Annotated in this window: 20 protein-coding genes and 1 pseudogene; 13 read left to right on the forward strand and 8 right to left on the reverse strand. The window is 72.9% G+C overall.

Annotation, left to right across the window (positions count from 1 at the left end; translation table 11 throughout):
* Positions 1-231 precede the first annotated feature (231 nt).
* The 3 genes from DTL70_RS08955 to DTL70_RS08965 all read right to left on the reverse strand — a co-directional run bounded on the left by DTL70_RS08955 (position 232) and on the right by DTL70_RS08965 (position 6,825).
* Complete coding sequence (locus DTL70_RS08955) at positions 232-1,641, reverse strand: type III PLP-dependent enzyme domain-containing protein (RefSeq protein WP_114021337.1); 1,410 nt, start codon at positions 1,639-1,641, stop codon at positions 232-234.
* A 255-nt stretch (positions 1,642-1,896) separates the two neighbouring features.
* Positions 1,897-3,762, reverse strand: a complete 1,866-nt coding sequence (locus DTL70_RS08960; RefSeq protein WP_114021338.1) for a PucR family transcriptional regulator — start codon at positions 3,760-3,762, stop codon at positions 1,897-1,899.
* A 63-nt stretch (positions 3,763-3,825) separates the two neighbouring features.
* Positions 3,826-6,825 (reverse strand): SpoIIE family protein phosphatase, encoded by a 3,000-nt coding sequence (locus tag DTL70_RS08965; RefSeq protein ID WP_425470338.1) that lies wholly within the window; start codon positions 6,823-6,825, stop codon positions 3,826-3,828.
* Positions 6,826-6,987: 162 nt separating this feature from the next.
* On the opposite strand from DTL70_RS08965, the gene yhfZ reads away from it, so the two are divergent.
* The 11 genes from yhfZ to DTL70_RS09025 all read left to right on the forward strand — a co-directional run bounded on the left by yhfZ (position 6,988) and on the right by DTL70_RS09025 (position 17,406).
* Positions 6,988-7,932, forward strand: coding sequence for a GntR family transcriptional regulator YhfZ (yhfZ, locus tag DTL70_RS08970; RefSeq protein ID WP_114021339.1), 945 nt, complete (start codon positions 6,988-6,990; stop codon positions 7,930-7,932).
* Between the two features lie 110 nt (positions 7,933-8,042).
* Positions 8,043-8,417 (forward strand): PRD domain-containing protein, encoded by a 375-nt coding sequence (locus DTL70_RS08975; protein WP_114021340.1) that lies wholly within the window; start codon positions 8,043-8,045, stop codon positions 8,415-8,417.
* Positions 8,418-8,533: 116 nt separating this feature from the next.
* Positions 8,534-8,890 carry a DUF2620 domain-containing protein gene (locus tag DTL70_RS08980; RefSeq protein ID WP_114021341.1) on the forward strand — a complete coding sequence of 119 codons (357 nt, stop codon included), beginning with the start codon at positions 8,534-8,536 and terminating at the stop codon, positions 8,888-8,890.
* A gap of 36 nt (positions 8,891-8,926) precedes the next feature.
* Entirely contained in the window at positions 8,927-10,318 is a 1,392-nt protein-coding gene (locus tag DTL70_RS08985; RefSeq protein WP_245979157.1) for a YhfT family protein, read from the forward strand.
* Between the two features lie 31 nt (positions 10,319-10,349).
* Positions 10,350-11,318, forward strand: coding sequence for a phosphotriesterase family protein (locus DTL70_RS08990; protein WP_114021342.1), 969 nt, complete (start codon positions 10,350-10,352; stop codon positions 11,316-11,318).
* Between the two features lies 1 nt (position 11,319).
* Complete coding sequence (locus DTL70_RS08995) at positions 11,320-12,546, forward strand: aminotransferase class V-fold PLP-dependent enzyme (RefSeq protein WP_114021343.1); 1,227 nt, start codon at positions 11,320-11,322, stop codon at positions 12,544-12,546.
* Position 12,547: 1 nt separating this feature from the next.
* Entirely contained in the window at positions 12,548-13,711 is a 1,164-nt protein-coding gene (locus DTL70_RS09000; RefSeq protein WP_114021344.1) for an alanine racemase, read from the forward strand.
* 164 nt (positions 13,712-13,875) lie between these two features.
* The gene (locus DTL70_RS09010; protein ID WP_245979188.1) at positions 13,876-15,057 is read left to right on the forward strand and encodes a phosphopentomutase; all 1,182 of its coding nucleotides are present in this window, start codon (positions 13,876-13,878) and stop codon (positions 15,055-15,057) included.
* Between the two features lie 242 nt (positions 15,058-15,299).
* On the forward strand, positions 15,300-15,719 hold the full coding sequence (locus DTL70_RS09015; protein ID WP_114021345.1) for a PPOX class F420-dependent oxidoreductase: 420 nt from the start codon (positions 15,300-15,302) through the stop codon (positions 15,717-15,719).
* Between the two features lie 81 nt (positions 15,720-15,800).
* Complete coding sequence (locus DTL70_RS09020) at positions 15,801-16,634, forward strand: aldo/keto reductase (protein WP_114021510.1); 834 nt, start codon at positions 15,801-15,803, stop codon at positions 16,632-16,634.
* Between the two features lie 175 nt (positions 16,635-16,809).
* Positions 16,810-17,406 (forward strand): DUF4291 domain-containing protein, encoded by a 597-nt coding sequence (locus DTL70_RS09025; RefSeq protein ID WP_342776472.1) that lies wholly within the window; start codon positions 16,810-16,812, stop codon positions 17,404-17,406.
* A 33-nt stretch (positions 17,407-17,439) separates the two neighbouring features.
* On the opposite strand, the gene DTL70_RS09030 is transcribed toward DTL70_RS09025, so the two are convergent.
* From DTL70_RS09030 to DTL70_RS09040, 3 genes and pseudogenes are all read right to left on the reverse strand, one after another.
* Complete coding sequence (locus tag DTL70_RS09030) at positions 17,440-18,522, reverse strand: MASE1 domain-containing protein (RefSeq protein ID WP_114021347.1); 1,083 nt, start codon at positions 18,520-18,522, stop codon at positions 17,440-17,442.
* Positions 18,519-19,391 (reverse strand): PP2C family protein-serine/threonine phosphatase, encoded by an 873-nt coding sequence (locus tag DTL70_RS09035; protein ID WP_114021348.1) that lies wholly within the window; start codon positions 19,389-19,391, stop codon positions 18,519-18,521. Before DTL70_RS09035 ends, DTL70_RS09030 begins: the two co-directional genes overlap by 4 nt.
* 168 nt (positions 19,392-19,559) lie before the next feature.
* Positions 19,560-20,380, reverse strand: a pseudogene (locus tag DTL70_RS09040) (alpha/beta fold hydrolase).
* 201 nt (positions 20,381-20,581) lie between these two features.
* Between DTL70_RS09040 and DTL70_RS09045 the strand changes: the two are divergent.
* Positions 20,582-21,193, forward strand: a complete 612-nt coding sequence (locus DTL70_RS09045) for a TetR/AcrR family transcriptional regulator (RefSeq protein ID WP_114021511.1) — start codon at positions 20,582-20,584, stop codon at positions 21,191-21,193.
* Positions 21,194-21,247: 54 nt separating this feature from the next.
* Here the strand turns inward: DTL70_RS09045 and DTL70_RS09050 are convergent, their stop codons facing one another.
* Together DTL70_RS09050 and DTL70_RS09055 are read right to left on the reverse strand one after the other, a co-directional pair.
* The gene (locus tag DTL70_RS09050; protein ID WP_114021349.1) at positions 21,248-21,907 is read right to left on the reverse strand and encodes a fasciclin domain-containing protein; all 660 of its coding nucleotides are present in this window, start codon (positions 21,905-21,907) and stop codon (positions 21,248-21,250) included.
* A 148-nt stretch (positions 21,908-22,055) separates the two neighbouring features.
* A complete protein-coding gene (locus DTL70_RS09055; RefSeq protein ID WP_425470339.1) occupies positions 22,056-23,948 on the reverse strand; it encodes a molybdopterin-dependent oxidoreductase in 1,893 nt (630 codons plus the stop codon).
* 248 nt (positions 23,949-24,196) lie between these two features.
* Here DTL70_RS09055 and DTL70_RS09060 point away from each other — a divergent pair, with 248 nt between their 5' ends.
* Positions 24,197-25,495 (forward strand): NAD(P)/FAD-dependent oxidoreductase, encoded by a 1,299-nt coding sequence (locus DTL70_RS09060; RefSeq protein ID WP_114021351.1) that lies wholly within the window; start codon positions 24,197-24,199, stop codon positions 25,493-25,495.
* The last annotated feature ends 11 nt before the right edge of the window (positions 25,496-25,506 follow it).

Consider the following 25,506-nt stretch of genomic DNA (forward strand, 5'->3'; position numbering starts at 1 on the left):
GGCACACCTGTGTCCCGGCACGCCGTTCGGCGCACTGGGTGTGCCTGTGTGGACAGGACCGGCGCCCTGGCGGACAGGGCGAGGACACCCTGACGGGCGGGGCGTCACCCTGCGGGCAGGGCGAGGCACCCTGCGGGCAGGGCGAAGCGCCCTGACGGGCAGGGCTGGGCGCCGGTCCGGGCAGAACCGGACCGGCTGTCCTGAGGACGTCAGAACCCGAGGATCCGAAGGTCAGGACGCGGACGAGGAGGCGAACCGGTGTGGCTCACCGGCCCGGCCGGCCGGTGCGTCCGCACGGCCGGACAGTGCCTCGGTCAGCGCGCCACTCTGCGCGGCACCGCTGTCCGCCAGCACCTCTTCGATCCGCTGCGCAGGACGCACCAGCGAGAAGCTGACGCGTCCGGCGCTGTCCCGCCGGAAACCGTGCACGGCCGGGCGGGGCAGGCTGTTGTACTGGAACGGGGTGGAGAAGTAGTAGGCGCCCGTGTCCCACAGCGCCACCACGTCTCCCGGCTCCAGCTCGGGCAGTGCCGTCTCGCGCGCCACCAGGTCACCCGCGAAGCAGCACGGCCCCGCTACATCCTGCACCATCTCGGACGTGCCCTTGGGCGCGCCCTCGGCGTCGAAGGCGCCCACCCGCAGCGGCCACGCCCCGGGCGCGAACGCCGTGCGGGTCGCCACGTGCGCACCCGCGTGCGTGACGGCGATCCGGCGGCCGCCCGCGGTCTTGGTGTACTCCACCAGCGCGGCGATGAACCCCTGCTTGGCGAGCAGGGACCGACCGAACTCCGTGACGATCGTATAGCGCCCGTCGAACAGTCCCGGCACCGTGTGCCGCAGCAGGTCCGCGTACGCGGCGAACGAGGGCTCCGTCTCGTCGCCCGCGAAGTTCACCGGGAGACCGCCGCCGATGTCCAGGGTGTCGATCTGCCGCCGGCCCGCCTGACGGTTGATCCGTTCGGCCAGCTCGAAGACGACCCGTACCGACTCGGCCATCAGCTCCAGCGGCACCCCCTGGGAGCCCGTGTGGGTGTGCAGCCGGGTCAGCCAGGGGCGCGCCAGGTAGCTGTCGACGATCCACTGCTCGGCACCCTCGTCCCGCAGCGCGACCCCGAACTTCGAAGTGGCTGTCGCGGTGCTCATCGCCCCGATGGAACCGGTGCCCACCTGCGGGTTGATGCGCATGCCCAGCGGTGCGCCGGGGCGCAGGCCCGCCGCCTCGCGTTCGGCGATCAGCGCGTCCAGCCGGGCGAGCTCCTGCGGGTTGTCGGCGTTGACGGCGACCCCGCTCGCCAGCGCGTCCCGCAGCTCGGGGACGGTCTTGGCGGGGGAGTCGAAGACGGTGCGGGCGGCGGGCACGCCCGCCGCCCGGGCCAGTTCCAGCTCGCCGGGGCTGGCCACCTCGCAGCCGATGCCCTCCGCGTGCAGCAGCTCCAGCACGGGCACGAGGGAGGCCGCTTTCACGGCGAAGGTGTGGAGCACGGGTGCGGGCCCGGCGAACGCGGCGTGCAGCTCCCTGGCGGTCTCACGGATGCCCTCGATATCCAGCAGGGCCGCCACCGGCGCGTCCGGGCCGAGCAGCCCCTCGCGGACCGCCGAGGCGATCGCTTCCTGTCTCCGTGTCACGGCCTCCAGTACCACGCGGGTGCTCCTCTCTTGCGCCGGTTCGGATGCCGTCCACTCTGCGCGGCGGCGCGGGGCCCTGTCTGCGGCGGATGGGCCGAAGCTGCGGACGGGACGGTGTGTGGGGCCACAACGGGTGCCCGGAAAGTGGACGAGGGATTGTCCGTGCGCACCACGGTGAGGACACTTCTTTGTGCGGCTGCACCACGCCGCGGTGTGGGCGCTCTCACGCGCGCGCACCGCGTCCTGTGCGAGTCGGCTCCCCTTTCCGGATCATGCCTCTGTCCCGGGGCCGCGTCCCGGGCTGCTTGTCGGTGCCGGGTGCAGGCCCGCCGCCCGCAGGCCCAGTTCGGCCAGCAGACGGACATCCGGGTCGTCCAGGTCGAGCGCGAAGTGGGTCCGGAGCCTGCGCAGACGGTAGCGCAGCGTGTTCGGGTGGATGCCCAGCTGCCGTGCGGTGCCCGCGACGTCGCCGAACCTGCTCAGGTACGCGGCGAGCGTTGGGGCCAGGTCCGTGCGGTGCTCTGCGTCGTGGGCCAGCAGCTCCCGTACGGGCCCGTCCACCGCGGGCGTCAGCGCCTCCACGGCCCGTACGACCCGCATCGCGTCCATGGCGGCCCGCACGTCCGACTCGTCGGCGACCTCCAGCTCCCCGGTGCGGGCCGGCCGCTCCAGCAGCACCCCGAGGACGAGATGAGCTCTTTCGAGGGAGTCGGGAGCCTGGGCGAGACCCGTCGGCGCGGGACCGAGCGCCACGAGGGGCCGTGCGCCGGCCTCCCGCACGGCGCCCGCGAGCTGGAGCGCCAGCCGCCGTGCCCGTACGTCGGCCCCCTGGGGCTTGTCACCGGCAGGTGCGGTGTCGGCGCGTGTCGTCGGGCCGGGGGACTGCTCGGGGCGCTCGCCGGGGAGGGGCAACAGGACGTCCAGCCGGCCCTGGGAACGATGCGCGTAACCGGCGGGCTGGTGCGCGGTCACCTGGAGCGAGGCCAGTCGCAGGGCCCGCTCGTGCGTAGCAACTTCTGTCGTGCCGTCCGCCGTGACGTCACCGTCCGCCGTGACGTCGCCGTCCGTCGTGACGTTGCCGTCCGTCGTGACGTCGGCAGCGGGACGGACGACCGTGCCGGCTGCCGTGGCGCCCCCGGTAGTGACCGACAGGACCGCGCAGGGCGTGCCAAGGTCCAGCCCGAGGGTCGCCGCCGCCGACCGTGCGTCTCCGGTGCCCTCCAGCAGCGCCCTGACCGCCTGCCGGCGCCGCGACGACCCGTTCCGCGCGCTCAGCCGGTGGTGCAGCAGGTGCGGGGCCGCCACGCGGGCCGCCTCGCGCAGTGCCTGACGGGCGTCGGACGGCAGCGGGCTGCCGTCGGCGGCCGCCCAGATGGAGCCCAGTACCTCCTCCCCGGCGCGTACCGCGATCGCCAGGCGTTCCGAGAAGCGTTCCTCCGCCGGACGGTGCACCACGTCGTCGGTCGACCACAGGGTGCGCAGAAACCCGCTGGCGGCCAGCTCGTCCAGCCGCCACCTGGGTACCTGCTGGCCGAGGATGGTGAGCCGCCGCAGCGGGTCGGCTCCGTTCTCCGTGGGGGAGAAGGCCAGCACCCGCGAGTCCGGATCCTCCAGGGTGACGGCTCCGCCCACCAGCTCGGCGAGGGCCCGTGCCAGCGCGGGAAGGTCGCCCAGCGGCACGTCGGAGAGGGACTCAGGGCCCGCAGGGCCGCCCCGGTGCGCGAGCCCGGCGCGCAGCATGCCGATCAGCTCGGTCCACTCGACCCACGGCGTCCTGGTGAGCAGGGCCGTGGACGTCTCGTCGGCCACCTCGAGCAGCCGCCGTGTCGGCCCACTCGCCCCGCGCCGCACCACGACGGCCACCGCACCGGCCCGGGCCGCCGACCGCAGCACCAGCGGGGCGACGTCGGACGAGTCGTCGACACCGGGCGCGATCAGCACCTGGCCCCGCGCGGCGAGGGTCTCCCCGGAGTCGAACACGCCCACTCCGTGCACCGGCACCCCACTGCCCAGCGGCGCCCGTACCAGTTCCAGCGCCTCGCCCGCACCGGTCGCCAACAGGCTCGCGAGAGTGGGGGAGCCGTGCGAAGACGCGGAGGGGGTGTGCTCGCCGTGCGGAGGGGTGGTGCCGGGCATGGCTCAAGTGTCGCGCATCGGCCACCAGCCGGACGGCGCGCTCCCAGCACGCCCCCGGCACGCTCACAGGGACCCGTCGTCCCACTGGTCGAGGAGGCTCTCCTCGTCCTCCTCGCCGCCCGTCCCCCCGTCGTGCAGACTTTGCTCGGTCCACATCACCTTGCCGTGCGGTGTGTAGCGGGTGCCCCAGCGCTCGGCGAGCTGGGCGACGAGGAAGAGTCCGCGCCCGCCCTCCTCCGTCGCGGCGGCGCGGCGCAGGTGCGGCGAGGTGCTGCTGCCGTCGGAGACCTCGCAGGTGAGGGACCGTTCGTACAGCAGGCGGGCGCGGATGGGTTCGCTGCCGTAGCGGATGGCGTTGGTGACCAGCTCGCTGAGAATCAGCTCCGTGGTGAACGCGACGTCCTCCAGGCCCCACTCGGTCAGTTTCCGTGTCACCTGCGCGCGCAGCGGGGCGACGGAGCCCGAGTCGGCGGGCACGTCCCACTGGGCGACCCGTTCCGGCGGCAGTACCTGGGTGCGGGCCACCAGGAGGGCGACGTCGTCGCTCGGGTCGGGGGGCAGCAGCGCGTCGAGCACCGCCCCGCAGGTCTCCTCCGGGGACCGCTCCGGGTGGCCCGCCAGTGCGTCGTGCAGCTGCGCGAGCCCGTCGTCGATGTCCCGGTCGCGGTCCTCGACCAGCCCGTCGGTGTAGAGCACCAGCCGGCTGTTCTCCGGCGGGTGCAACTCCGCCGTCTCGAAGGGCGCTCCGCCCAGCCCGAGGGGCAGTCCCACGGGGATCTCGGGAAACTCCACGGTGCCGTCGGGCAGCACCACGGCGGGGCCCAGGTGCCCGGCCCGCGCCAGGGTGCAGCGGCCCGACACGGAGTCGTAGATCGCGTACAGACAGGTGGCGCCGGTGACGGCCTCGCCGTTGCCCTCTGCCGACTGGTCCTGGTCGATCCGGTCGACCAACTCGTCCAGATGCGCGAGCAGTTCCTCGGGGGCCAGGTCGAGGGAGGAGAAGTTGAGCACCGCGGTGCGCAGCCGTCCCATGGTCGCGGCGGCGTGCAGACCGTGCCCCACCACGTCGCCGACCACCAGTGCGACGCGGGCGCCGGGCAGCGGGATGACGTCGAACCAGTCCCCGCCCACCCCCGCCCGGGTGGGCAGGTACCTGGTGGCGACCTCCAGCGCGTCCTGTTCGGGCAGCCCGCGCGGCAGCAGGCTGCGCTGCAGGGTGACCGCCATGGCGTTCTCCCTGGTGTAGCGCCGTGCGTTGTCGATGCTGACGGCGGCCCGTGCCGCCAGCTCCTCCGCGAAGGCCAGGTCGTCCTCGCCGTACGCCGTGCTCCTCTCCGCGCGCCAGAAGTCGACCACTCCCAGGAGCACCCCCCGGGCCCGCAGCGGCACGGTGATCAGCGAGTGGATACCGTCCGCGACGGCGGCACGCGCGCGCTCGGGGTTCTCCTCCTGCCAGGCGTGCGCCTCCCGCAGATCGGGCTCCAGCACGGCGCCGACACTGTCGGCCCCTGTTCCGTCCGCCGTCCCTTCGCCCGTGCCGGTGAGACCCACCGTCCTGGTGACCTCGCCCACCGGGTAGAGCGGCGACGGACTGCGGATGCCGCTGATCGCCACCCGGCGCATGTCGGTGGGGGCCTCTGTCGGTTCCTCGCCGCGCGGCACCGGGTCCAGCAGTTCGACGGTCGCGAAGTCGGCGAAGCGGTCCACGGCGACCTCGGTCAGCTCTTCCGCGGTACGCACCACGTCCAACGTCGTACCGACGCGCACGCCCGCCTCGTACAGCAGCCGCAGCCGCTCCCGCGCCACCTCGGCGCGGCCTTCGAGCGCGTGCAGTTCCGTGGTGTCCCGCAGCGTCGCGACCCTGCCGGGGGCGCCCTCCTCGGCACGGGTGGCGCGGACGTTGACGGCCAGCAGTCTTCCCCCGGCGAGGTGCACCTCGTCCGAGGCGGTACGGCCCGAGGCCAGCAGCCCGGCCATGCCCGCTTCGAGGCCGAGCTGGTCGACCCGCCGCCCCTCCGCGTTGCGGGGGAGCTCCAGCAGCCGGCGCGCCTCGCTGTTGGCGAGCCTCAGCCGGGCCTCCTCGTCGAGAATGAGCACTCCCTCGCGCACCGCGTGCAGTACCGCGTCGTGGTGTTCGTACATGCGGGTCATCTCGGTCGGCCCCAGCCCGTGGGTCTGGCGGCGCAGCCTTCTGCTGACCAGCGCGGAACTGCCCGAGGCGAGGATGAGCGCGCTGGCGGCCGACATCAGCAGCACGGGCAGCTGGTTCTTCACCCCCTGGTTCACCCGGGTGACCTTCACTCCTGCCGACACCAGTCCGGCCAGCGACCCGTCCGGGCGGGTGATCGGGGCGGCGGAGTTCACCGTCTTGCCGCCGGTGGCCGACTCGAGGGTCGTGGTGGTGGGCAGGCCGCGGTGGGCCCGTTCGACGATGTTCTTGTAGGGCCGCACGACTCGCTTGCCGATCAGGTCGGGATCCGACGAGGTGACCCTGATCCCGTCCGGTTTCCAGACGACGACGTAGTCCACGGTGGTGGCCTTGCGGACCGCCTGGGCGCGCGGCTGCAGCGCCGCGGTCGGGTCCGGGCTGTCCAGCCCTTCCAGCACACCAGGGGAGTGCGCGAAGGTTCTGGCGACGGCGAGGCCCTCCTGCCGCGCGTGCCGGGAGCTGTCCCACTGGGCGTGCAGGAGGAAGGCCACCACCACCGCGACCATGAGCAGCACGATGACCGCTACCTGGAGGATGAAGACCTCTCCGGCGACGCTCCGGGCTCCGAAGGGGAGGCGGGACCCCTTCCGGGGACGGGCGTGCCGTCCGGAGGACCCCGAGTCCCGCAGGTCCGGAGAACCGGGCGCGTCGGTTTTCGCCGTACCCGCCGTACCCGCCGAACCCGCCGAACCCGCCGAACCCGCCGAACCCGCCGAACCCGCCGAACCCGCCGAACCCGCCGTACCGGAGCCCGGCCTGCCGGGCCCCGGCTCCTTCTCGGAGTGCGCGGAGGCGGGCGACACCCGGCGGGGGCGTTCGCGCCGAGCCGTTCGGCGCCCGAAAAGACCGCGCATGACCCTTTTCTAGCAGCTTCTGATGGTATCGGCCCTGGGTGATCCGGTGAACGGGGTCGCGACGGCCTCGGTCCTGGGGTCCGCGACCGGCCGCGGGAGCCGCGGCGACTTCGGGCGAGAAGGGTCTTGTCAAGAATCCAGGATTCTGGTTACTGTTTCCTCGTGAACGATTACGACGAGCGGTTCCTGACCCGCAACGGCCTCGCGGCCCGCCAGCTCGCGCTCCTCCTGCTGGAGTACGAGCCGGAGACGCGGCTGCCCCGCGTGCGGGACTTCGCCGAGGAGCTGGGGTGCGGCAACGGCACGGTCCAGGCCGCACTGCGGCTGCTGGAGGAGGCCGGCGCCATCGAGACCGCCGCCCGCGGGCACCTGGGCACCTTCCTCGTCAGGTCGGACCGCGCGATCCTGTGGCGGCTGTCGGGGCTCGGCACCCTGCTCGCGGCCATGCCGCTGCCCTACTCGCGCCGCTACGAAGGACTGGCCACGGGTCTGCGCGCGGCGTTCGACGACGCCGGCACCCCGTTCGCCATCACGTTCATGCGGGGCGCGGGCAGCCGGGCCACCGCGCTGATGGAGGGCAAGGCCGACCTCGTCGTGCTCTCCCGCTTCGCCGCCGACCGGCTCATCGAGGAGTATCCCGAGGATCTGGCCATCGTGGTCGATCTCGGCCCCGCCACCTACGTCGGCGCCCACGGCGTGCTGCTGCGGGAGGGCGGCTCGCTGGACTCGCCGGGTCTCCGTGTGGCGATCGACCACGCCTCGGAGGACCAGCGCATGCTCGCCGAGCTGACCTTCGGCGGGCGGGGCGACGTCGAATGGGTGGAGTGCTCCTACATGCAGCTTCCCGATCTGCTCGGACACAACGAGGCGGACGCCACCGTCTGGAACCTGGACGAGGTGCAGGGCCGGATCGGCGAGGGGGTGGACGTACGCCCGCTCGGTGACGAGGTGACACGTGACCTGTCGCTGCGCAACTCGAGCGCGGTCGTCATCGGCAGAGCCGGAAGCGTCGCAGCCCTGCACGCGATACGGCAGGCCATCGACCCGGCCCGGGTCGCCGAGCTCCAGTCCGAGGTCCTGCGAGGAGACCGCATGCCCTCGTACTGACACACCCCACCTGCCGCGCCACCGCACCGCACGGCTCGATCCGTGCGGGCTCGCGCAGCCCAAGAGAATCCAGAATCCCGAGTTCTGTGGGATGTTGAGGAGGCAACACCGTGGACGACCAGCTCGCGCTGCGCATCCAGCTCTTCCGCGACAGCGGCCAAGTCCGCCCCCAGGTGGCCGCTTTCGTGACCGCCGAGCTGACGGCGCTCACCGACGAGGGCGCACCCGTCACCGAGGAGACGGCCGGGATGCTGACGAGCCATCTGATGATGGCGCTCACCCGGCTCCTCGACGGGGAGCCCATCGAGGAGTTCACCACCGATGAGCAGGTGGCCGCCGAACTCGCCGACCACCCGGCAGCCGTCGAACGGGCCCGCCGGATAGCCGAACGCGCGGAGAGTGAACTCGGCGCCGCTCTGCCCACCTCCGAGATCAACTTCCTGGCCATGCACCTGGCCGTCCTCGCCCAGCGCGTCACCGGCTGACAGCCGCCCGCGCCGGGCCCTCCCGACCGCCACCCCCTCCACCCCTTGCCCCCTACCCCCCTTTCCCTGCACGGCCCACCCCTCGGGCCGCGCAGCACAGATGAGAGGCACCAGCCATGACGAAGATCCTCACCGGCGGAGTCGGCAAGACCGAGGTCGCGAACGCCATCAAGGAACTCGGCCTCGACGGCGTGGACGTCGTCGTCTCCAGCGACATGGACGCCGCGATGAAGCTCCGCGCCGGACAGGCCGACTACTTCTTCGGCACCTGCCACACCGGCGCTGGCGCCTCCCTGGGCGTGCTCGTCGGCCTGATGGGGCAGTCCGCCTGCCACACCTTCGGCCGCTCCGTGCCCACCGAGGACGAGGTCGCCGCGCTGCTCACCGAGGGCAAGAAGGTCTTCGGTTTCTCCATGGACCAGATCGGCACCGTCGTCCCCCTGCTCACCCGCGCCGTCGCCGCGCGCGGCTGAGCGTCGCAGACAGCCCGGGCGTGAAGGAGCGATCCCGTGAGTGACCTCGCAAGCACGGTGGGCACCACCGGCACCCAACTGGCCGCAGGCGCCGGCCTGAACCTCTCGCTGCCCCAGCAGCTGACCGTCATCGTCCTGTGTGCGCTGACGGCGTTCATCTCACACATGGCGCTGGCCGTCTTCAACGACGGCGTGCGCCCGTTCATGCTGGACTTCATCCACGGCCGGACGACCCGCTCGGCCACCACGGCGGTCTCCTTCGGCCTCTCGGCCGGGTTCATCTTCGGACTCGGCGCGCCGATGGCGCTCTCCTCGGGTGTGCTCAACCCGTGGCTGCTCTTCCTGCCCACCGACATCCTGGGCCTGCTGTCCCCCAAGAAGTGGCTCGCGCCGCTGCTGGGCGCCGGCTGGGGGGCCGTCGTCGTCTTCGGGCTCAACGGGGCCAACGAGGTGGCGCACGACCTGCCCGTGGACTTCCTGACCGCCATGCAGCAGATGTCCACGCCGATCCTGTTCCTCTTCACGCTCTTCCCGGTGCTGGCCATCACCAAGCAGTTCGGGCGCGTGTGGGGAGCGGTGGCCGGTGTCGTCGAACTGGTCCTCGTGGTCGCGACGATGAAGCTGTGGCCGGACATGTTCGCCGGTGCGCTCGCCATGGCCGTCGGCGTGCTGATGCTGATCGGCCTCGCCGTCCGGCGGGACCTGGCACAGCGCAAGGCCGACCGCGCGGCCGAGGCGGCACGGGGCGAGACCGCCGCGGACCAGGACCCCGCCCAGGCGGAAGACGACCCGATGGCCTCCCTGTTCAGCGCGAGCGCGACGCGGCTGCGCCGCTACCTGCCGCTGTTCATGCTGCTGGGCGCCGGGGTCTGTCTGCTGGCCCAGATGCACATATTCGGCGGCGGGGAGGCCACCAGCTTCCTCATCGCCAAGGGCCACATCTCCGAGGCGGCTCAGGTCGACTTCTACCGCGTCTTCGGCTTCATTCCGCTGATCGCGACGACGGCGCTGGCATCCGGCGCCTATGGCATCGCCGGGTTCACGCTCGTCTACCCGATCGGCTACCTGATGCCGAACCCGGTGCTGGCGGTCGTCGTCGGAGCCGCCGTCTTCGCCATCGAGGTCCTGGCGCTGTCCTACATCGGCAAGGTCCTCGGCAAGCTGCCCAGCGTCCGCGACTCCTCCGAGCACCTGCGCAACGCCATCACCGACAGCCTCCATCTGGCCATCCTCTTCGGCTCCCTGATGGCGGCCAACGCGATGGGCGCCGGCCTGGGCATCCTCATCGTGGGCGGGCTCTACCTGCTCAACGAGGCGATGGGCCGCCCCGTGGTGAGGATGGCGGCCGCACCCGCCGCGGTGATCGTCGGCGGCATCCTGCTCAACGTCCTCTACTGGCTCGACCTGTTCACCCCCGTCAAGGGCTGAAGGCCGCGCCGTCACCAGGAAGACCCGCACCATGACCACCATCCCGCACACCCCAGAAGGCCTGCTGCGGACCGTCACCGGGCCGCTCGCCGCCGCGTCGCTGACGGGCCCCGTGCTCGCCCACGAACACCTGGCCCTCGACCTGGACCGCGAGGGCGACGCGGCGGCGGTCCTCGACGCACGGCGGCACGGCCCGGCCGTCAGCCGGGAACTGGCCGCGCTGCGGCAGGACTTCGGCCTCTCCCTCGTCGTCGAGCTGACCTGCCGGGGCATGGGCAGGGACCCGGACGCGCTGGTGCGGATCGCCCGCGAGAGCGGTGTCGCCGTCATCGCCGCCACCGGGTGGTATTACGAGCCGTTCCACCCGCAGGCGGACCTGGCAGGGGCCTCCGTCGAGCAGCTGACCTGCACGCTCGTACAGGAGATCGAACAGGGCATCGGCGCCACGGGCGTACGGCCCGGTGTGCTCGGCGAGGTGGGCAGCCACGGCGACACCCCCAGCGAAGCCGAGGCCAGGTCGCTGCGGGCCGCCGCCCGCGCCGCCCTCGCCACCGGGCTGTCCGTGTCCACCCACGCCCAACTGGGGCACGGCGGACTCGCCCAACTCGACCTGTTGACCGCGGAGGGCCTGGCCCCGCACCGGATCTGCATCGGCCACCAGGACCTGCTGGACGACCCCGCCGTGCACCGCCGGCTGGCCGAGGCGGGCGCGTACGTGGCCTTCGACACCGTCGGGAAGGAGAGCTACCAGAGCGACCAGGTGCGGCTGCGCCTCCTCCTCGCGCTGCTGGAGGCGGGCCACGCCGACCGGGCGCTGCTCAGCTGCGACATCTCGCGCCACGGCTACCTGCTGAGCGAGGGCGGGAAGGGCTACGGCCACCTCTTCCGCTCGTTCCTGCCCGCGCTCCGCGCCGCGGGCGTCGACGAGGACCTGATCGACCTGATGACGCGGCGCAACCCGACGCGCTTCCTGACCGGCGCGAGCCCGGAGGAGGACTGACATGACACCAGCAGCAGCACACACACCCCCCGGTGCACTCCCGCGGACGTATCCGCTGGCCACCGTCCCCGTGGAAGACGCCGTCAGGTGGCAGTTCCGGCTGCTGGAGGCCACCGCGGCGCACTTCCAGGGGCAGGAGTTGTTCACCGCGGACACCGGCGTGGTGCCCGGACTCGGCAGGCCGTGGACGACGGCCCGGGTCGAGGCGGTACTGGCCGACTACTTCGGCGCGCAGGACGCGGCACTGGTCCAGGGCGCGGGCACCGGAGCGATCCGCGCCGCCCTCAGCGCCGCCGTGAGCCCCGGCGAGCCGCTGCTCATCCACCGTGCGCCGGTGTACCGCACCACGGCGGTGACACTGCGCGGCCTGGGCGTGGAGGCGGTCGAGGTCGATTTCAACGACCCGGCGGCGCTGCGCGACGCGCTCGCCTCCGGCCGGTTCCGGTGGGCCTACGTCCAGCACACCCGGCAGCGCCTCGCCGACTCCTACGACCCCGGCGAGGTCCTGGCCGCCTGTGCCCACGCGGGTGTACGCAGCCTCGTCGACGACAATTACGCGGCCTTCCGGGTGCCCGCCTGCGGTGTCGAACTCGGCGCGGACGCCTCGTGCTTCTCGCTGTTCAAACTGCACGGCCCCGAGGGCGTCGGCGTGGTCGTTGGTGCCGGAGACCTGGTCGACGGGGTGCGCGCCGACAACTACTCGGGCGGTGGGCAGGTGCAGGGCCACCAGGCCCTCGAAGCGCTGCGCGCCCTCACGCACGTGCCGGTGATGTGGGCGGTGCAGTCCCGCGTCGGCGCCGAGGTCGCCGAACGCCTCGGCGCCGGCGAGGTGCCGGGCGTCACCGACGTGCGCCTGGCCAACGCGCAGGACAGATGCCTCATCATCCAACTCGATGCGCCCGTGGCGCGGCGGGTGCCCGAGGTCGCCGCCCGGTTCGGTGCCGCGCCCTACCCGGTGGGCTCCAACTCCCGCTACGAGGTGGCGCCGCTGTTCTACCGCATGTCCAGCTCCAGCCTGGACGACGCCCCGGAGCTGGCCGACTGGGCGATCCGCGTCAACCCGATGCGGGCGGGCGCCGACCTCGTTCTGTCCGTGCTGCGCCGCACCTTGTGGGAGCTGCGCGCCCAGGGCGCCCCCGCGTCGGAGCCGCCGGCCGCCGAAGCTGCCCAACCCGCCACGTCCGCCACGCCGCCCGCCACTTCCGCCACGCACCGAGCAAAGGACTGACGTGTTTCTCGACAGCCTTCTCGCCCGCAACCCGGGGCTCGCCGACGTCGCGGCAGACCTGCACCGGCGCGGCGAGATCCCGCCCGACACCTATGTCATGGACCTGGACGCCATCGAGGAGAACGCCGCCCTCCTGGCGGCCGAGGCCGAACGTCTCGGCTTGTCCCTGTGGTTCGTCGTCAAGCAGTTCGGCCGCAATCCCGAGCTGATCCGCGCTGTGGCCCGCGCCATCCCCCGGTTCGCCGCCATCGACCAGGACGAGGCCCGTACCCTGCACGCGGCGGGCGCCCGCGCCGGCAACCTGGGGCACCTCGTGCAGATCCCCCAGCGTGCACTGCCCGAACTGCTGGCCTGGCGGCCCGAGGCCGTCACCGTCTACGACCTGGCCAACGCGCGCGCCGTCTCCGAGCAGGCACAGCGTCTGGGCATGGTGCAGGACGTCCTCGTACGGCTGGAGGGCGCGGCCGGATCCGTCTACCCGGGGCAGGAGGGCGGCGTACCGCTGGCGGCGCTCGACAAGTTCGCCGAGGACGCGGAGCGGCTGCCGGGCATCAGGATCGCCGGGGTCACCGCGTTCCCCTGCGTCCTGTGCGACCCGGAAACCGGTGAGCCGGTGCCGACGCCCAACTTCGACCTCGCCGTCAGGGCACGCGAGCTGCTGGCCGCGCGCGGACACCAGGACCTCAAACTGAGCGCCCCCAGCGCCACGTGTGTCGCCAGCCTGCCGCTGCTCGCGCGCCTCGGCGCCACGCACGGTGAGCCGGGGCACGCGCTGACCGGCACGACCCCGCTGCACGCCCGCGACACCGCGCAGCCGGAGCGGCCCGCGTACGTGTACGTCACCGAGGTCGCCCACACCCTGGCCGACGGCCGTCCGGCGGTGTTCGGCGGCGGCTTCTACGCCCGCTCGCACATCAGCTCCGCCCTGCTGCCCCGCGCGGAACTGCGGCTGGCCGTCCAGGACGCGCCCGCCGAGAACATCGACTACTACCGCCTCCTGGCGGCCCCCGAGGCCGGAGCGGACGTACGGGCGGGTGACACGGCGCTGCTGGCGTTCCGCACGCAGATCTTCGTCACCCGCTCCACGGTCGCGGTGGTCGCCGGGCTCTCGTCCGGGGCGCCGAGGCTGACCGGTCTCTACGACGCACGAGGGAGGGCACTGTGACCACCCATGACGACCCGGCCGACCCGACCGGCCCCACCCATCGCACCGGCCCCTCTGGCTACCCCGACCCCTCCAGCCATTCCGGCCCCTCCAGCCACTCCGGCCGCACCGGCCACCGCGGCCGCACCGTCATCGTCGTCATCGACGGCTTCGGTGTCGGTGCCATGCCCGACGCGGGCGTGCTGCGTCCGGGGGACGCGGCAGCCGACACCTGCGGGCACGTCCTCGACCACGCGCGCGAGGCGTTCGGACGGCCCCTGCGGCTGCCCGCGCTCGGCGCGCTCGGACTCGGCCTGGTCCACCCGCATCCGGACCTCGCGCGCCGCACCCAGCTGCCCGTCGCGGCGGGCAGGGCCGCGCTCGGCTATCCTGGGGCCGACACGTTCGCCGGGCACCAGACGATGATGGGCGCGGACTTCAGCCGGGTGACGGTCGCCCGCCTCGGTGAGCACCTGGAGGAGGTCACCGCGGCTCTGCGCGCGGCAGGTCACCGGGTCGAGCCGCTCGACGGCGGACCGGTTCTGGTCGTCGACGGCGGTGTGCTCGTGCACGACAACCTCGAAGCGGACCCCGGCATCAACTGGAACGCCTCGGCACGGCTGGACGACCTGGACTTCGACGCCCTTCTCGCGGTCGCCCGCACCGTGCGTGCCGTCGCGCCCGTCGCCCGGGTCATCGCCGTGGGCGGTCACGCGGACGGGCCGCTGCCCGGATTCGTCCGGCCCGGCGACGGCGGCACCGTCGGCCTGGACACACCGGCGAGTGGCTTCTACCGCAACGGCGGACTCCAGGTGCGGCACCTGGGCGCGCAGCTCGACCACACCCGTCAGCTTCCCGAGCTGGCCGCCCGCGCCGGGGTCCCGGTGACGCTCGTCGGCAAGGCCGCGGACATCCTGGCGTGCGAGGCCGCCGTGCGGCGGCCGGCCGTGCCCACCGCCGACGTTCTCGCCCACACCCTGGAGGCGGTCCGCGCACCGGGGGAGGCGCTGGTCGTCGCCAACGTCCAGGAGAGCGACCTGGCGGGACACCAGCGCGACCCGGAGCGGTACGCACAGATACTCGAACAGGTCGACGCGGGTCTGGCCGCGCTGGTGGCGCTGCTGGACGAGCCCGGGGACCGTCTCGTGGTCACCGGTGACCACGGCAACGACCCGACGATCGGCCACGCCCACCACACCCGCGAGTACGTACCCGTGCTCATCCACCGCCCCGGCGCCCCGGGCGTGGAACTGCTCCCGGACGCGGGCAGTCTGGCCGACGTGGGCGCCACGGCCGCCGCCGCCCTCGGCCTCGACCCGGCAGCCCTGGCCAACGGCACCCGTATACCGGAGGCGGGCGCGGTCTGAGCCCGGAGCGCGGTCTGAGCCCGGAGCGCGGCATGGTCCGCGACACGTGCACCGATCGCTTCCCACCACGAGCTACGTGACGGCTCCCCTCACGAGCTGCGTGACGGCGCCGGGCCGTCCCCGCTGCGCGCCTGACACACGGGGCGTGTGCCAGGCTGAGCAGGCGTCCTGTGCGGCGCGGGCGGAGTGGGCACTCGGGCCGCGGAACGAGAACCGCACACGCATCCATCGAGGAGGATCACGTGTCGAAGCCACCACTGACCGACGCGGCAGTCGCCATGCTGTCCGAGCCCAACCCCTGCGTCATCACCACGCTGCGCTCCGACGGGCAGCCGGTGTCCACGGCCACCTGGTACCTGTGGGACGACGGCCGGGTGCTGGTCAACATGGACGAGGGGCGCAAGCGGCTGTCCCACATGCGCAACGACCCGCGCGTGACGCTCACCGTCCTCGGCAAGGACGACTGGTACACGCACATCAGCATCATCGGCCACGTCGAGGAGTTCAGGCCGGACGAGGGCCTCACCGACATCGACCGCCTCGCCCAGCACTACCTCGGCCAGCAGTACCCGGACCGGGAACGCCCCCGGGTCAGCGCCTGGGTCGCGGTGGAGCGCTGGCACGGCTGGGGCTCGATGAAGGACAGCAGCCAGCCTGGCTGACGGCCCCCGGTGGGCGGTTCGGAAGGGGAGCGGCGATCATGGGGGGGTACCCCTCAGCACCGTCGCACGGAAAGGACCACGATCCACGTGATACGTACAGTGACCCTTCCTTCCGGTGCACGGGTCCCGGCCCTCGGGCAGGGGACCTGGCACATGGGGGACGACCCCTCCCGCCGGGCGGAGGAGCTGGACGCGCTGCGCACGGGCCTCGATCTGGGCATGACGCTCATCGACACGGCCGAGATGTACGGCAGCGGGGCCAGCGAGGAGTTGGTGGGCGAGGCGATCCGGGGGCGCAGGGACGAGGCGTTCCTCGTCAGCAAGGTGCTGCCGTCGAACGCCGACCGGCGCGGCACGGTCGAGGCCTGCCGGGCGAGCCTGCGCCGCCTGGGAACGGACCGCATCGACCTCTACCTGCTGCACTGGCGCGGCGGCGTCCCGCTGGCTGAGACGGTCGAGGCGCTGGAGGAACTGGTGCGCCAGGGCAGCATCGGCTCCTGGGGCGTGAGCAACCTGGACACCGACGACCTCGCCGACCTCCCGCGGGGCGCCGTGCCCGACACCGACCAGATCCTCTACAACCTCACCCGGCGCGGCCCCGAGTACGCGCTGCTGCCCCGCTGCCGCGAGCTGTCCGTACCCGTCATGGCCTACTCGCCGGTCGAGCAGGGGCGGTTGCTGGGGCATGAGGCGCTGCGCGCGATCGCCGACGCGCACGGGGCGACGCCCGCGCAGGTGGCACTGGCCTGGGTGCTGCGCCACGAGGAGGTCATCGCGATCCCCAAGGCCTCCTCGCGCCGCCATGTCGAGGAGAACCGGGCGGCGGCCGACCTGGTCCTGGGCGAGGAGGACTTCGCCGCGCTCGACGAGGCGTTCCCACCGCCGGCCGGCAAGCGTCCGCTGGAGATCCTGTGACCGGCGGTCAGCTGCCGGATCCCGGCGGTCGGCGGGGAGCGAGGCAGGCCGCGCGGTCCCGTTCTCGGGCGGGGGCTGGGGAGAGGACAGGGTCTGCAGGCGTGACCGTGTTCTACCGGCGCCGCCGGGGCTAATTCGCTGGCACTCCGCGCCGTAACCGGAGACCGTGGACGCCGTGTCGGAACAACCCACCCACCAGATACGGGCCGCCTACACGGCGTCCACCGTCACCGTCTACCAGGCGTACGCGCCGCGACTGGGCCTGCCGGCGGTCCGCGACGGGCGCTTCCCGGCCTCCTGGAAACGCGACCGGATGACGTGGATCAAGCCGTCCTTCCTCTGGATGATGTACCGCTGCGGCTGGGCGGCGAAGGAGGACCAGGAGACGGTGCTCGCGGTCGAGATCGCCCGCGAGGGCTTCGAGTGGGCGCTGCGCAACGCGTGTCTTACGCACTACGACGCCGAGCGCCACGCCGACCACGCGGAGTGGAAGCGGCGACTGCGCCAGTCCCCGGCCCGCGTTCAGTGGGACCCCGAACGGGATCTGCACCTGCGTCCGCTGCCGCACCGCTCGCTGCAGCTCGGGCTGGCCGGCGAGGCGACGCGGCGCTACGCCGACGAGTGGATCGTCTCCCTCACGGACGTCACGCCGCTCGCCCACCGGGTGCACGCCGCCGTCCGTGACGGCGACCTGGCCGCCGCCCGCGGTCTCCTTCCACCCGAGCGTCCGTATCCCGCGGGCGCGGAACTCCTCGCCCACCTGGCTCCCTGACGCCCGTCGCCTCCTCGCGGTCCCGCCCGGATGTCAGCCGTGGCGCTGTCCCGTGCGGCCGCCGGCGGGGAAGCTGCGGGGGCCGCGGCCCTTGGGCGCGAGAACGTCGACCATCTCCGCCAGGTCGTCGCAGGCCGCGGCGATCCGCCGCTGGGTGTTGCGCCTCTCCGCAGTGACCGCGGCCAGCAGCAGGGCCGTCAGCGCGGCGGAACCGTTGAGGGCCTGGAGGGTGATCATGCCCTCGATCAGGTCCTGGCGCGCGAAGATCCCGGCGCGGTCGGTGGCCGCCCATGTCGCGGAGACCGACAGGATCGCCGTACACACCGCCGCGCCCGCCAGCTGGAACCGCAGTGCCGCCCACACCAGCAGCGGGTAGATGAGGAAGAGGAGGCTGATCGTGCTCCGGGTCACCAGGAGGGCCAGTGCCGCCGTCGCCGCCGCCAGGGCCACCGCCTCGGCGACCTGCGCGCGGTCGCCAGGCAGCTCCAGCTTGCGGAGCGCCAGCAGGAGCGGGGTGACGACGAGGACACCGACCGCGTCACCGGCCCACCAGGCCGACCAGACGGGCCAGAAGTCCGACAGCGTCAGGCCGTCGCCCGCGACCGTCATCAGCGTTCCGACGGTGGCGCTCACCAGCATGCCGAGGAGGGCGCCCAGGAAGACCAGGCACACCGCGTCCCGGAACCTGTTCAGGTCGGCGCGGAACCCAATGCGGCGCAGCAGGGCGCACGAGAACAGTGGGGCGAGTGTGTTGCCGGCGATGAAACCCACCGCGGTCAGGCTGAGCGGGCCCATGCCGCTGACCACGAGCAGGGCGCCGAGTGTCACGCCGGGCCACACGCCCGCGCCGAAGAGGAGCAGGCAGGCCACGGCGATGCCGGTCGGCGGCCAGAACGGGGTGACGGTGGCCCCCTCGACCGTCACGTGCCGCAGCAGCCCGACAAGGCCGCCTGCGTAGTAGCCGAGGGCGATCAGCACGACGCGCAGCACGTAACCGGCGACCAGCCGGCCACGGATCCTGCCCGTGCCGCGCTCCGGGCGGGCCCGTCCGTCCGGAGCGGGGGAGGGATCCGGCGCGCGGTCCGCCGTCGAGTGCGTGGGTGCCACGCCACTCATCTCACCCTCTCAGGCGCCGCGGCGTCCGTCTGACACGCCTCAGGGCCGTCATGGCGCAGTACGAGGACGGCGGCGTCGTCGGTGTGTCCGGTCCGCCCGGTGACCTCCATGACCCGGTCGGCGAGCGTCTCCGGGTCCTCGAAGACGCCGTCGCGCAACACCTGGGCGACCGCCGCCAGGCCCTCATCCAGGGGAAAGCGTGGCCCCTCGACCACTCCGTCGGTCAGCAGGGCGAGCGCTCCGGGCTGCGTGAAGCGGTACTCGGTGACCGCGTACGTCTCGCCCTCCATGACGGCCAGCGGCAGCCCGATCTCGTCCTCGGAGTGTTCCACGATGCCGCACACCCCGTCGGCCCGCGCCCACACGGCTCCGGTGTGCCCGGCGCGTGCGGTGCGTACGCTCCAGGTCCTCGTGTCGAAACAGAGGAAGAGGCAGGTGGCGAAGAGCGGGTTGTCCGTGGCGGCCAGCAGCTCGTTGGCGGTGGCCAGGATGTCGCCCGGATCGGTCGGGCCCATGGCGGCGACCGCACGCAGGACGATGCGCACCTGACCCATGTAGGCGGCGGCCTCGACGTCGTGGCCCTGCACGTCGCCGACGGAGAAGGCCAGAGTGCCGTCGGACAGCCGGCAGCCGTCGTACCAGTCGCCGCCGATGTCGAGCCCGTTGCCGGCCGGCGCGTAGCGGGCGGCGACGCGCAGCCCCGGTGCGGTCGGCAGGGTGGCGGGCAGCATGCCCCGTTGCAGGGCCTCGGCCAGCTCGACGCGGGCCCGCTGGACCTCGATCTCCTCCCGCACCCTCGCGGTGAGCCGGCCGAGCTGCGAGAGCAGATCGTCGGCGCTCGCCGGACGGGCGTGACGGCGGCCACCCATGGCACGAGCGTAGCCGCGGGCCGCTTCCGCCGCCCGGCGAGCGCCCCCGGACGGCCGGTCGGGCCACCCGCCCGTGGACCGGCCGCCGACCGCGTGGCGTCTCCGCCGGGGGCCGGACGCCCGCGCCGGGGAGCACCGGTGGCCTGGCGGGCGCGGATTCGGGCGGGGTCACGCGCTTCCGGCGAGGAAACCGGCTACGGCGGCAGCGACGGCGTCGGGTTGTTCGTCCGGGATGAAGTGGCCTGCGTCCGGCACGACGATCCCGGTGGTGTGGTCGGCCCACGGGCTGAGGGAAGCTGCCATGTCGGGGACGGAACCGTGGCTGCTGGAGATTCCGAGAACCGGCACCGTCAGGTGGTGCTGTGCGAGGGCCTCGTGGTTCTTCCGCGCCGATGCGGCGGCGTCCCGGTAGTAGGCCAGGGAAGCGCGGAGTCCGCCGTCAGCGGCGACGGCCGCGGCGTACTGGTCGATCTCGGCGTCGTCGAAGGTGTCGGAGGCGAGGGCCTTGACCTTCAGGAACCAGCCGACGTACGCGCGTTCACGGCCTGTGAGCAGTGTTTCGGGCAGGTCGGGCACGAGGTGGAACGCGAAGTGCCAGGTCTTCCACGCGACAGCGGGGTCGGCAGGGACGGCGTCGGGGAGGGTGATGCCCGGGATGCCGGCGTCGAGCAGGACGAGGCCGCGCAACCTGCTCTCGTACCTCAGCGCGAGGGAGAAGGCGACCCAGGCGCCGATGTCGTGGGCGGCCAGCGAGTATGCCGACACTCCGAGTGCTTCCACCGCGGCGTGGACGTACGCGGCGACCGTGTGCGTGTCGTAGCTGCCCTCCGGGCGTTCGGCCGACCGCCCTCGACCACGTGCAGCCGGACACCGCCCGCGTCGACCCACCGGTGGGTGAAGCCCGCCAGGTCGTGCAGTGGCGGGTCGTGCAGTGGTAGGGCGTGGCCCGGGTTGCCGGTGACGGGGGCGGTGGGTGCCGGATCAGCCATGGTGTTCCTCCATCGGTGCACTTCCGTAGCGGCCGGGGGCGGGGCCCGTGAGCGCGGGGGACACGACGGGAGCGGCGCCCGCCGGCCCACGTGTCGAGCACACGGTAAGCATCGTGGATCGATCGGTCAAAGATAGATTGACCGATCGATCCAAGATGCGGGTAGACTCCCGCCAGTGCCGTACAGGAGGAGGTGGAGGCCGTGTCAGGCCGGAAGCAGTTCGACATCGGCGCGGCCCTGGACCAGGCCATGCGGGTGTTCTGGCAGCGCGGCTACGCGGACGCCTCACTCGATGCCCTCGGTTCGGCCACAGGCCTCGGCCGCGGCTCCCTCTACGGCACCTTCGGCAACAAGGAGACCCTGTTCGGCGCGTGCCTGGAGCGCTACGCGTCGATCTACGGCGCGCAGTACGAGCAGGCGCTCGCGGCACACATCGGTGACCCGGCGCGGGCCGTCGAGGCGTTCTTCGACGTCGTCCTCGGCCGCATCGCCGACCCGTCGGTCCCCGTGGGGTGCCTCATCGCCCAGTCCGCCGCGCAGTCGCCGACGCTGAAGGAGGAGAACGGCGTACAGGTGCGCGGCCTGCTCGACACCCAGCGCCAACGGGTCCGTGCGGCGCTGGCGGACTCCTCGGCCGACAGCCGGACGCTCGACGAACTCGCCACATTCGTCGTCGCCGTCAACCAGTCGCTGGCCGTACTGAGCCGGGCCGGCACCTCGGACGCCGAACTGCGCTCCGTGGCCCGGCTCGCGTGCACAACGGTGGCGGACACCCTCGCCCGGGCGTCATCCGAGGACGCCGGCCAAGGCTGACGGGCACCGGCTGTGCCCGGGCGGCGGTGCGGCCGGCCCGGGCACGGCGGCGGGTCAGTTCTTCGGGGGCATCAGCACCGTGTCGATGATGTGGACGGTGGCGTTCGCGGTCTTCACGTTGCCGCAGGCGACGTTCGCCGAGTCGTTGACCTTGTAGGCGTCACCGGAGCCCTTCGTGGTGAGCTCCTGCTTCTCCAGCGTCGGGTAGGAGCCGTCGGCCAGCTTCGCCTTGTCCAGCGGCTCGCCCACGACGTGGTAGGTCAGGACCTTCTTCAGCATCTCCTTGTCGCTCATGACCTTGTCCAGGTCGGCCTTCGGGATCTTCTTGAAGGCGTCGTTGGTCGGCGCGAACACGGTGATGTCCTTCGCGCTGTTGAGGGTGTCGACCAGCCCGGCCTTCTTCACCGCGTCGACGAGCGTGGACAGCTGCGGGTTGTTGGAGGCGGCGGTGGCGACCGGGTCCTGGGCCATGCCCTTGAAGCTGCCCTTGCCCGACTTCGGCACGGTTTTACAGGCGTCGCCGAAGGTGCCCATGGCCGTGTCCTGCTTCTCGTCCGTCTCCTTGGGCGAGCTCTTGCTCTGCTCGCTCTTCTTGTCGGACGCCTTGTCGGAGCCCCCGTCGTCACCGCCGCACGCGGTCAGACCGAGCGGGAGGACGACGGCCGCGGTGGCGGCCAGCAGGACGCGACGGGCACGGGTGGTGGTGCTGGTCATTGCGATTACTCCTTGTTGTGACGGTCATGGTTTGGACGGTCATGCCGCTCATGTCGGGCACGAGGTGAGGCATGCGTGGGCTGCTACGGATGGTTCGGTGGTCGGAGAGTCGGGGCAGGCGGGCGGTTCGGTGGTCAGGGGGAGGTGGTCAGGTCACGTCGACCACCACCGAGTGACGTCCGGTGGCGCCATCGGGCACCGTGCCGACGCGGTCGGCGGTCTGGGTGCGCCCGGTCCTGTCGGTCGCGCGCACCTGGAGCCGGTGGGACCCCGGTGTCGCGTCCCACTCCCACACCCACTGGCGCCAGGTGTCGCGGGAGTCCTCCTCGGCGAGCCGCGCGGTGTGCCAGGAGCCGTCGTCGACGCGGACCTCGACCCGGTCGATGCCGCGGTGCTGCGCCCAGGCGACGCCCGCGACCGCGACCTTGCCGGCCTTCAGATCGGCGAGCGGCCCCGGCGTGTCGATCCGCGACTGGGTCTTGATCGGGGCCCGGCGTCCCCAGCCCCGTTCGACCCAGTACACGTCGAAGTCGTCGAACGAGGTGAGCTCCAGCTCCCGTATCCACTTGCACGCCGAGACGTAGCCGTACAGGCCGGGGACCACCATGCGCACGGGGAAGCCGTGTTCGAAGGGGAGCGGTTCGCCGTTCATGCCCACGGCCAGCATCGCGTCCCGGCCGTCCATGACGGTGTCCACCGGGCTGCCGAGCGTCATGCCGTCCTCGGAGCGGGCCACGAGCTGGTCGGCGGGCCCGCCCTTGGACGGAGGCCGCACGCCGGCTTCCCGCAGCAGCGGCGCCAGGGGCACCCCCAGCCAGCGTGCGTTGCCGACGTACTCGCCGCCCACCTGGTTGGAGACGCAGGTGAGGGTGATGTCCCGCTCGACGAGGCCCCGGTCGAGCAACTGGCCGTAGTCCAGGGTGAGCTCGTCGCGCACTCCCTTGCCGTGGATGCGCAGCGACCAGTCGGCTGCCGACAGCTTCGGCACGCGCAGCAGCGTGTCCACGCGGTAGAACCGGTTGTTCGACGTCACGAACCGGCTGAGTCCGTCGATGTCCAGCTCGGCGCCGCGCGGTACGGGTGCCGCCCGCGAGACGGGGGCGGGCAGGGTGAGGTCGGTGCGGGAGGCGACGGCCTCGGCGCCGCTGCGGGAGTTGAGACCCCGCCCGAGCGCTCCCACCCCGGCGGCCCCCACGGACGCCGCGCCCGCGCCCAGGACGAACCTGCGCCGATCGAAACCCGCCCCGCCCGGTCGCTTGTCCAGCAGCAGCCGCGGCTTGCCGGAGCCGGTGGGTGAGGGCGCCTCGCCGCCTGCTGTCGCCGGATCTTCGGGCGTCGCCTGACCACCGGCTGCCGACGAGTCGTCGGCCACCAGCCCGGCGTCGCCCTCGGTACCGGCGCCGTTCTCGGTACCGGCGCCGTCCTCGGTACCGGCACCCTCTGTCGGCGCGTCACCGGCTGAGGGGGTGACGCTCGCAGAAGGGGTCTTCTCCTCCGAGGGCGCCGAGGGCGTGGCCCCGGCCGAGGAGGTGGCCCCGACCGGGGACGTGTCGCCGGCCGCGACGGGCTCCGCGACCGCACCGGACGGCCTCAACAGACCCGCCAGCGCGTACAGCACGGCGCTGCCCGCCACGGCTCCCACCACGGAGGGCAGCGCGTCCACGAGCGAGCCGTCGGGGCGGCCCGCGGCGGCCCAGCCGCCCACGGCGCCGAAGAGCAGCACGCCCGCCGAGCCGGCCGGCCGGTGGCGCACCGCGAGGACGCCGAGGGCGACGGCGAAGAGCGCGAGCAGGACGACGATGCCCAACTGGAGGACCAGCTTGTCGTTGGTGCCGAACGTGCGGATGGCGAAGTCCTTGACCGGCGCGGGCACCCGGTCGATCACGGCACCGCCCACGGCGGTGACCGGACCGGCCTCGGGGCGCACGGGCACGGACGCCAACTCCGCGACGGCCAGGGCGCCGCACCCGGCGATCACGCCGCTCAGCGCTCCCAGCGCGCCGGTCACGGCGCCGATGCGGGGCTTCCTCTCGTTGCTCACACCCCACATTCGGCTCAGCCCGCCCGGCGGATTGGTCGATCCCTCGAGCGGATGACATCCGGCGGGACACGCGCCGCGGAGATGGCCTCACGCGGACGACCTCTCCCCGCCCGGGCCAAGCCGCGAGGCCCGCGGCTCCGAATGCAGAGCGAAAAGGCACGCACCCCGCTCAGCGGCGAGTGGCGAGCGACTCGCGGAAGACGGTCGCGGCCGGCCGTGGGGGCGTGCTCCGCAGTGGGAGGAGCAGCATGACGCAACAGCGGCGCAGGACGGCCGTGGTGGGCAGTGGAGTCGCCGGGCTGACGGCGGCACACGTCCTGCGGCACACGGACGCGGTGTCGCTCTACGAGGCCGACGACCGGCTCGGCGGCCACGCGCACACCCATGACGTCGTCTCCGCCGACGGCCGCGTCCTCCAGGTCGACTCCGGTTTCATCGTGCACAACCGCCGGACGTATCCGCTGCTGACGAGGCTCTTCGGCGAGCTGGGCGTGACGACCCAGGAGTCCGAGATGAGCATGTCGGTACGGTGCGAGGGCTGCGGCCTGGAGTACGCGGGCGCCAAGGGGCCGCGCGGGCTGGTGCCGCGCGCCGGGCATCTGCTGCGCGGCAGGTACCTGCGGATGCTCGCCCAGGTGCCCGTCTTCCACCGGCGTGCGCTGCGCCTGCTGGACCAGGAGGGCGTCGGCACGGCGGACGACCGGCAGTACGCGGTGACGCTCGAGGAGTTCCTGCGCAGGGGCGGGTTCTCGCCGTACTTCGTGAGCCACTTCGTGACGCCGGTGATCTCGGCCGTCTGGTCGTGCGCGCCCGACACGGCGCTGCGCTATCCGGCCCGCTACCTGTTCCGCTTCCTCGACAACCACGGCATGCTCGGCATCTCCGGCTCCCCGCCGTGGCGCACGGTGACCGGCGGTTCGCGTGAGTACGTCGAGCGCGTCGGCAAGCAACTCGGCGCCGTCCACACCGCCACGCCCGTACGGACGGTGCGCAGGCACGCTGACAGCGCTGACGGGGTCACGCTCGTCACCGAGGACGGCACGGCGCACGCCTACGACGCCGTCGTGCTGGCCACCCACCCCGACCAGGCGCTGCGGCTGCTGGCGGAGCCGACCGAGGCCGAGTGCGAGGTGCTGGGCGCCTTCCGCTACTCGCGCAACCCGGCGCTCCTGCACACCGACCCCGCCCCGCTGCCCCGCACACGCGGCGCACGCGCGTCGTGGAACTACCTGATGCCCGACTGCCGTACCCCGGCCGGGCGGGTGCGGGTCAGCTACGACATGAACCGGCTGCAGCGGCTGGACGCGCCCGAGGAACACGTCGTCACCCTGGGCGCCCACGACCGCGTGGACCCGGAGCGGGTGCTCGCGCGCATGGTCTACGAGCACCCCGTCTACACGCCCGAGTCGGTGGCGGCACAGCGGAGGCTGCCCGAACTGAACCGCGGCCCCGTGGTGTTCGCCGGCGCCTACCACGGCTGGGGCTTCCACGAGGACGGCTGCCGCTCCGGGGTGGAGGCCGCCCGGGCACTGGGGGTGCGCTGGTGAGCCCGCGCTCT

It is taken from the genome of Streptomyces diacarni (assembly GCF_003323715.1).
In the GTDB taxonomy this organism is placed as follows: Bacteria; Actinomycetota; Actinomycetes; order Streptomycetales; family Streptomycetaceae; genus Streptomyces; species Streptomyces diacarni.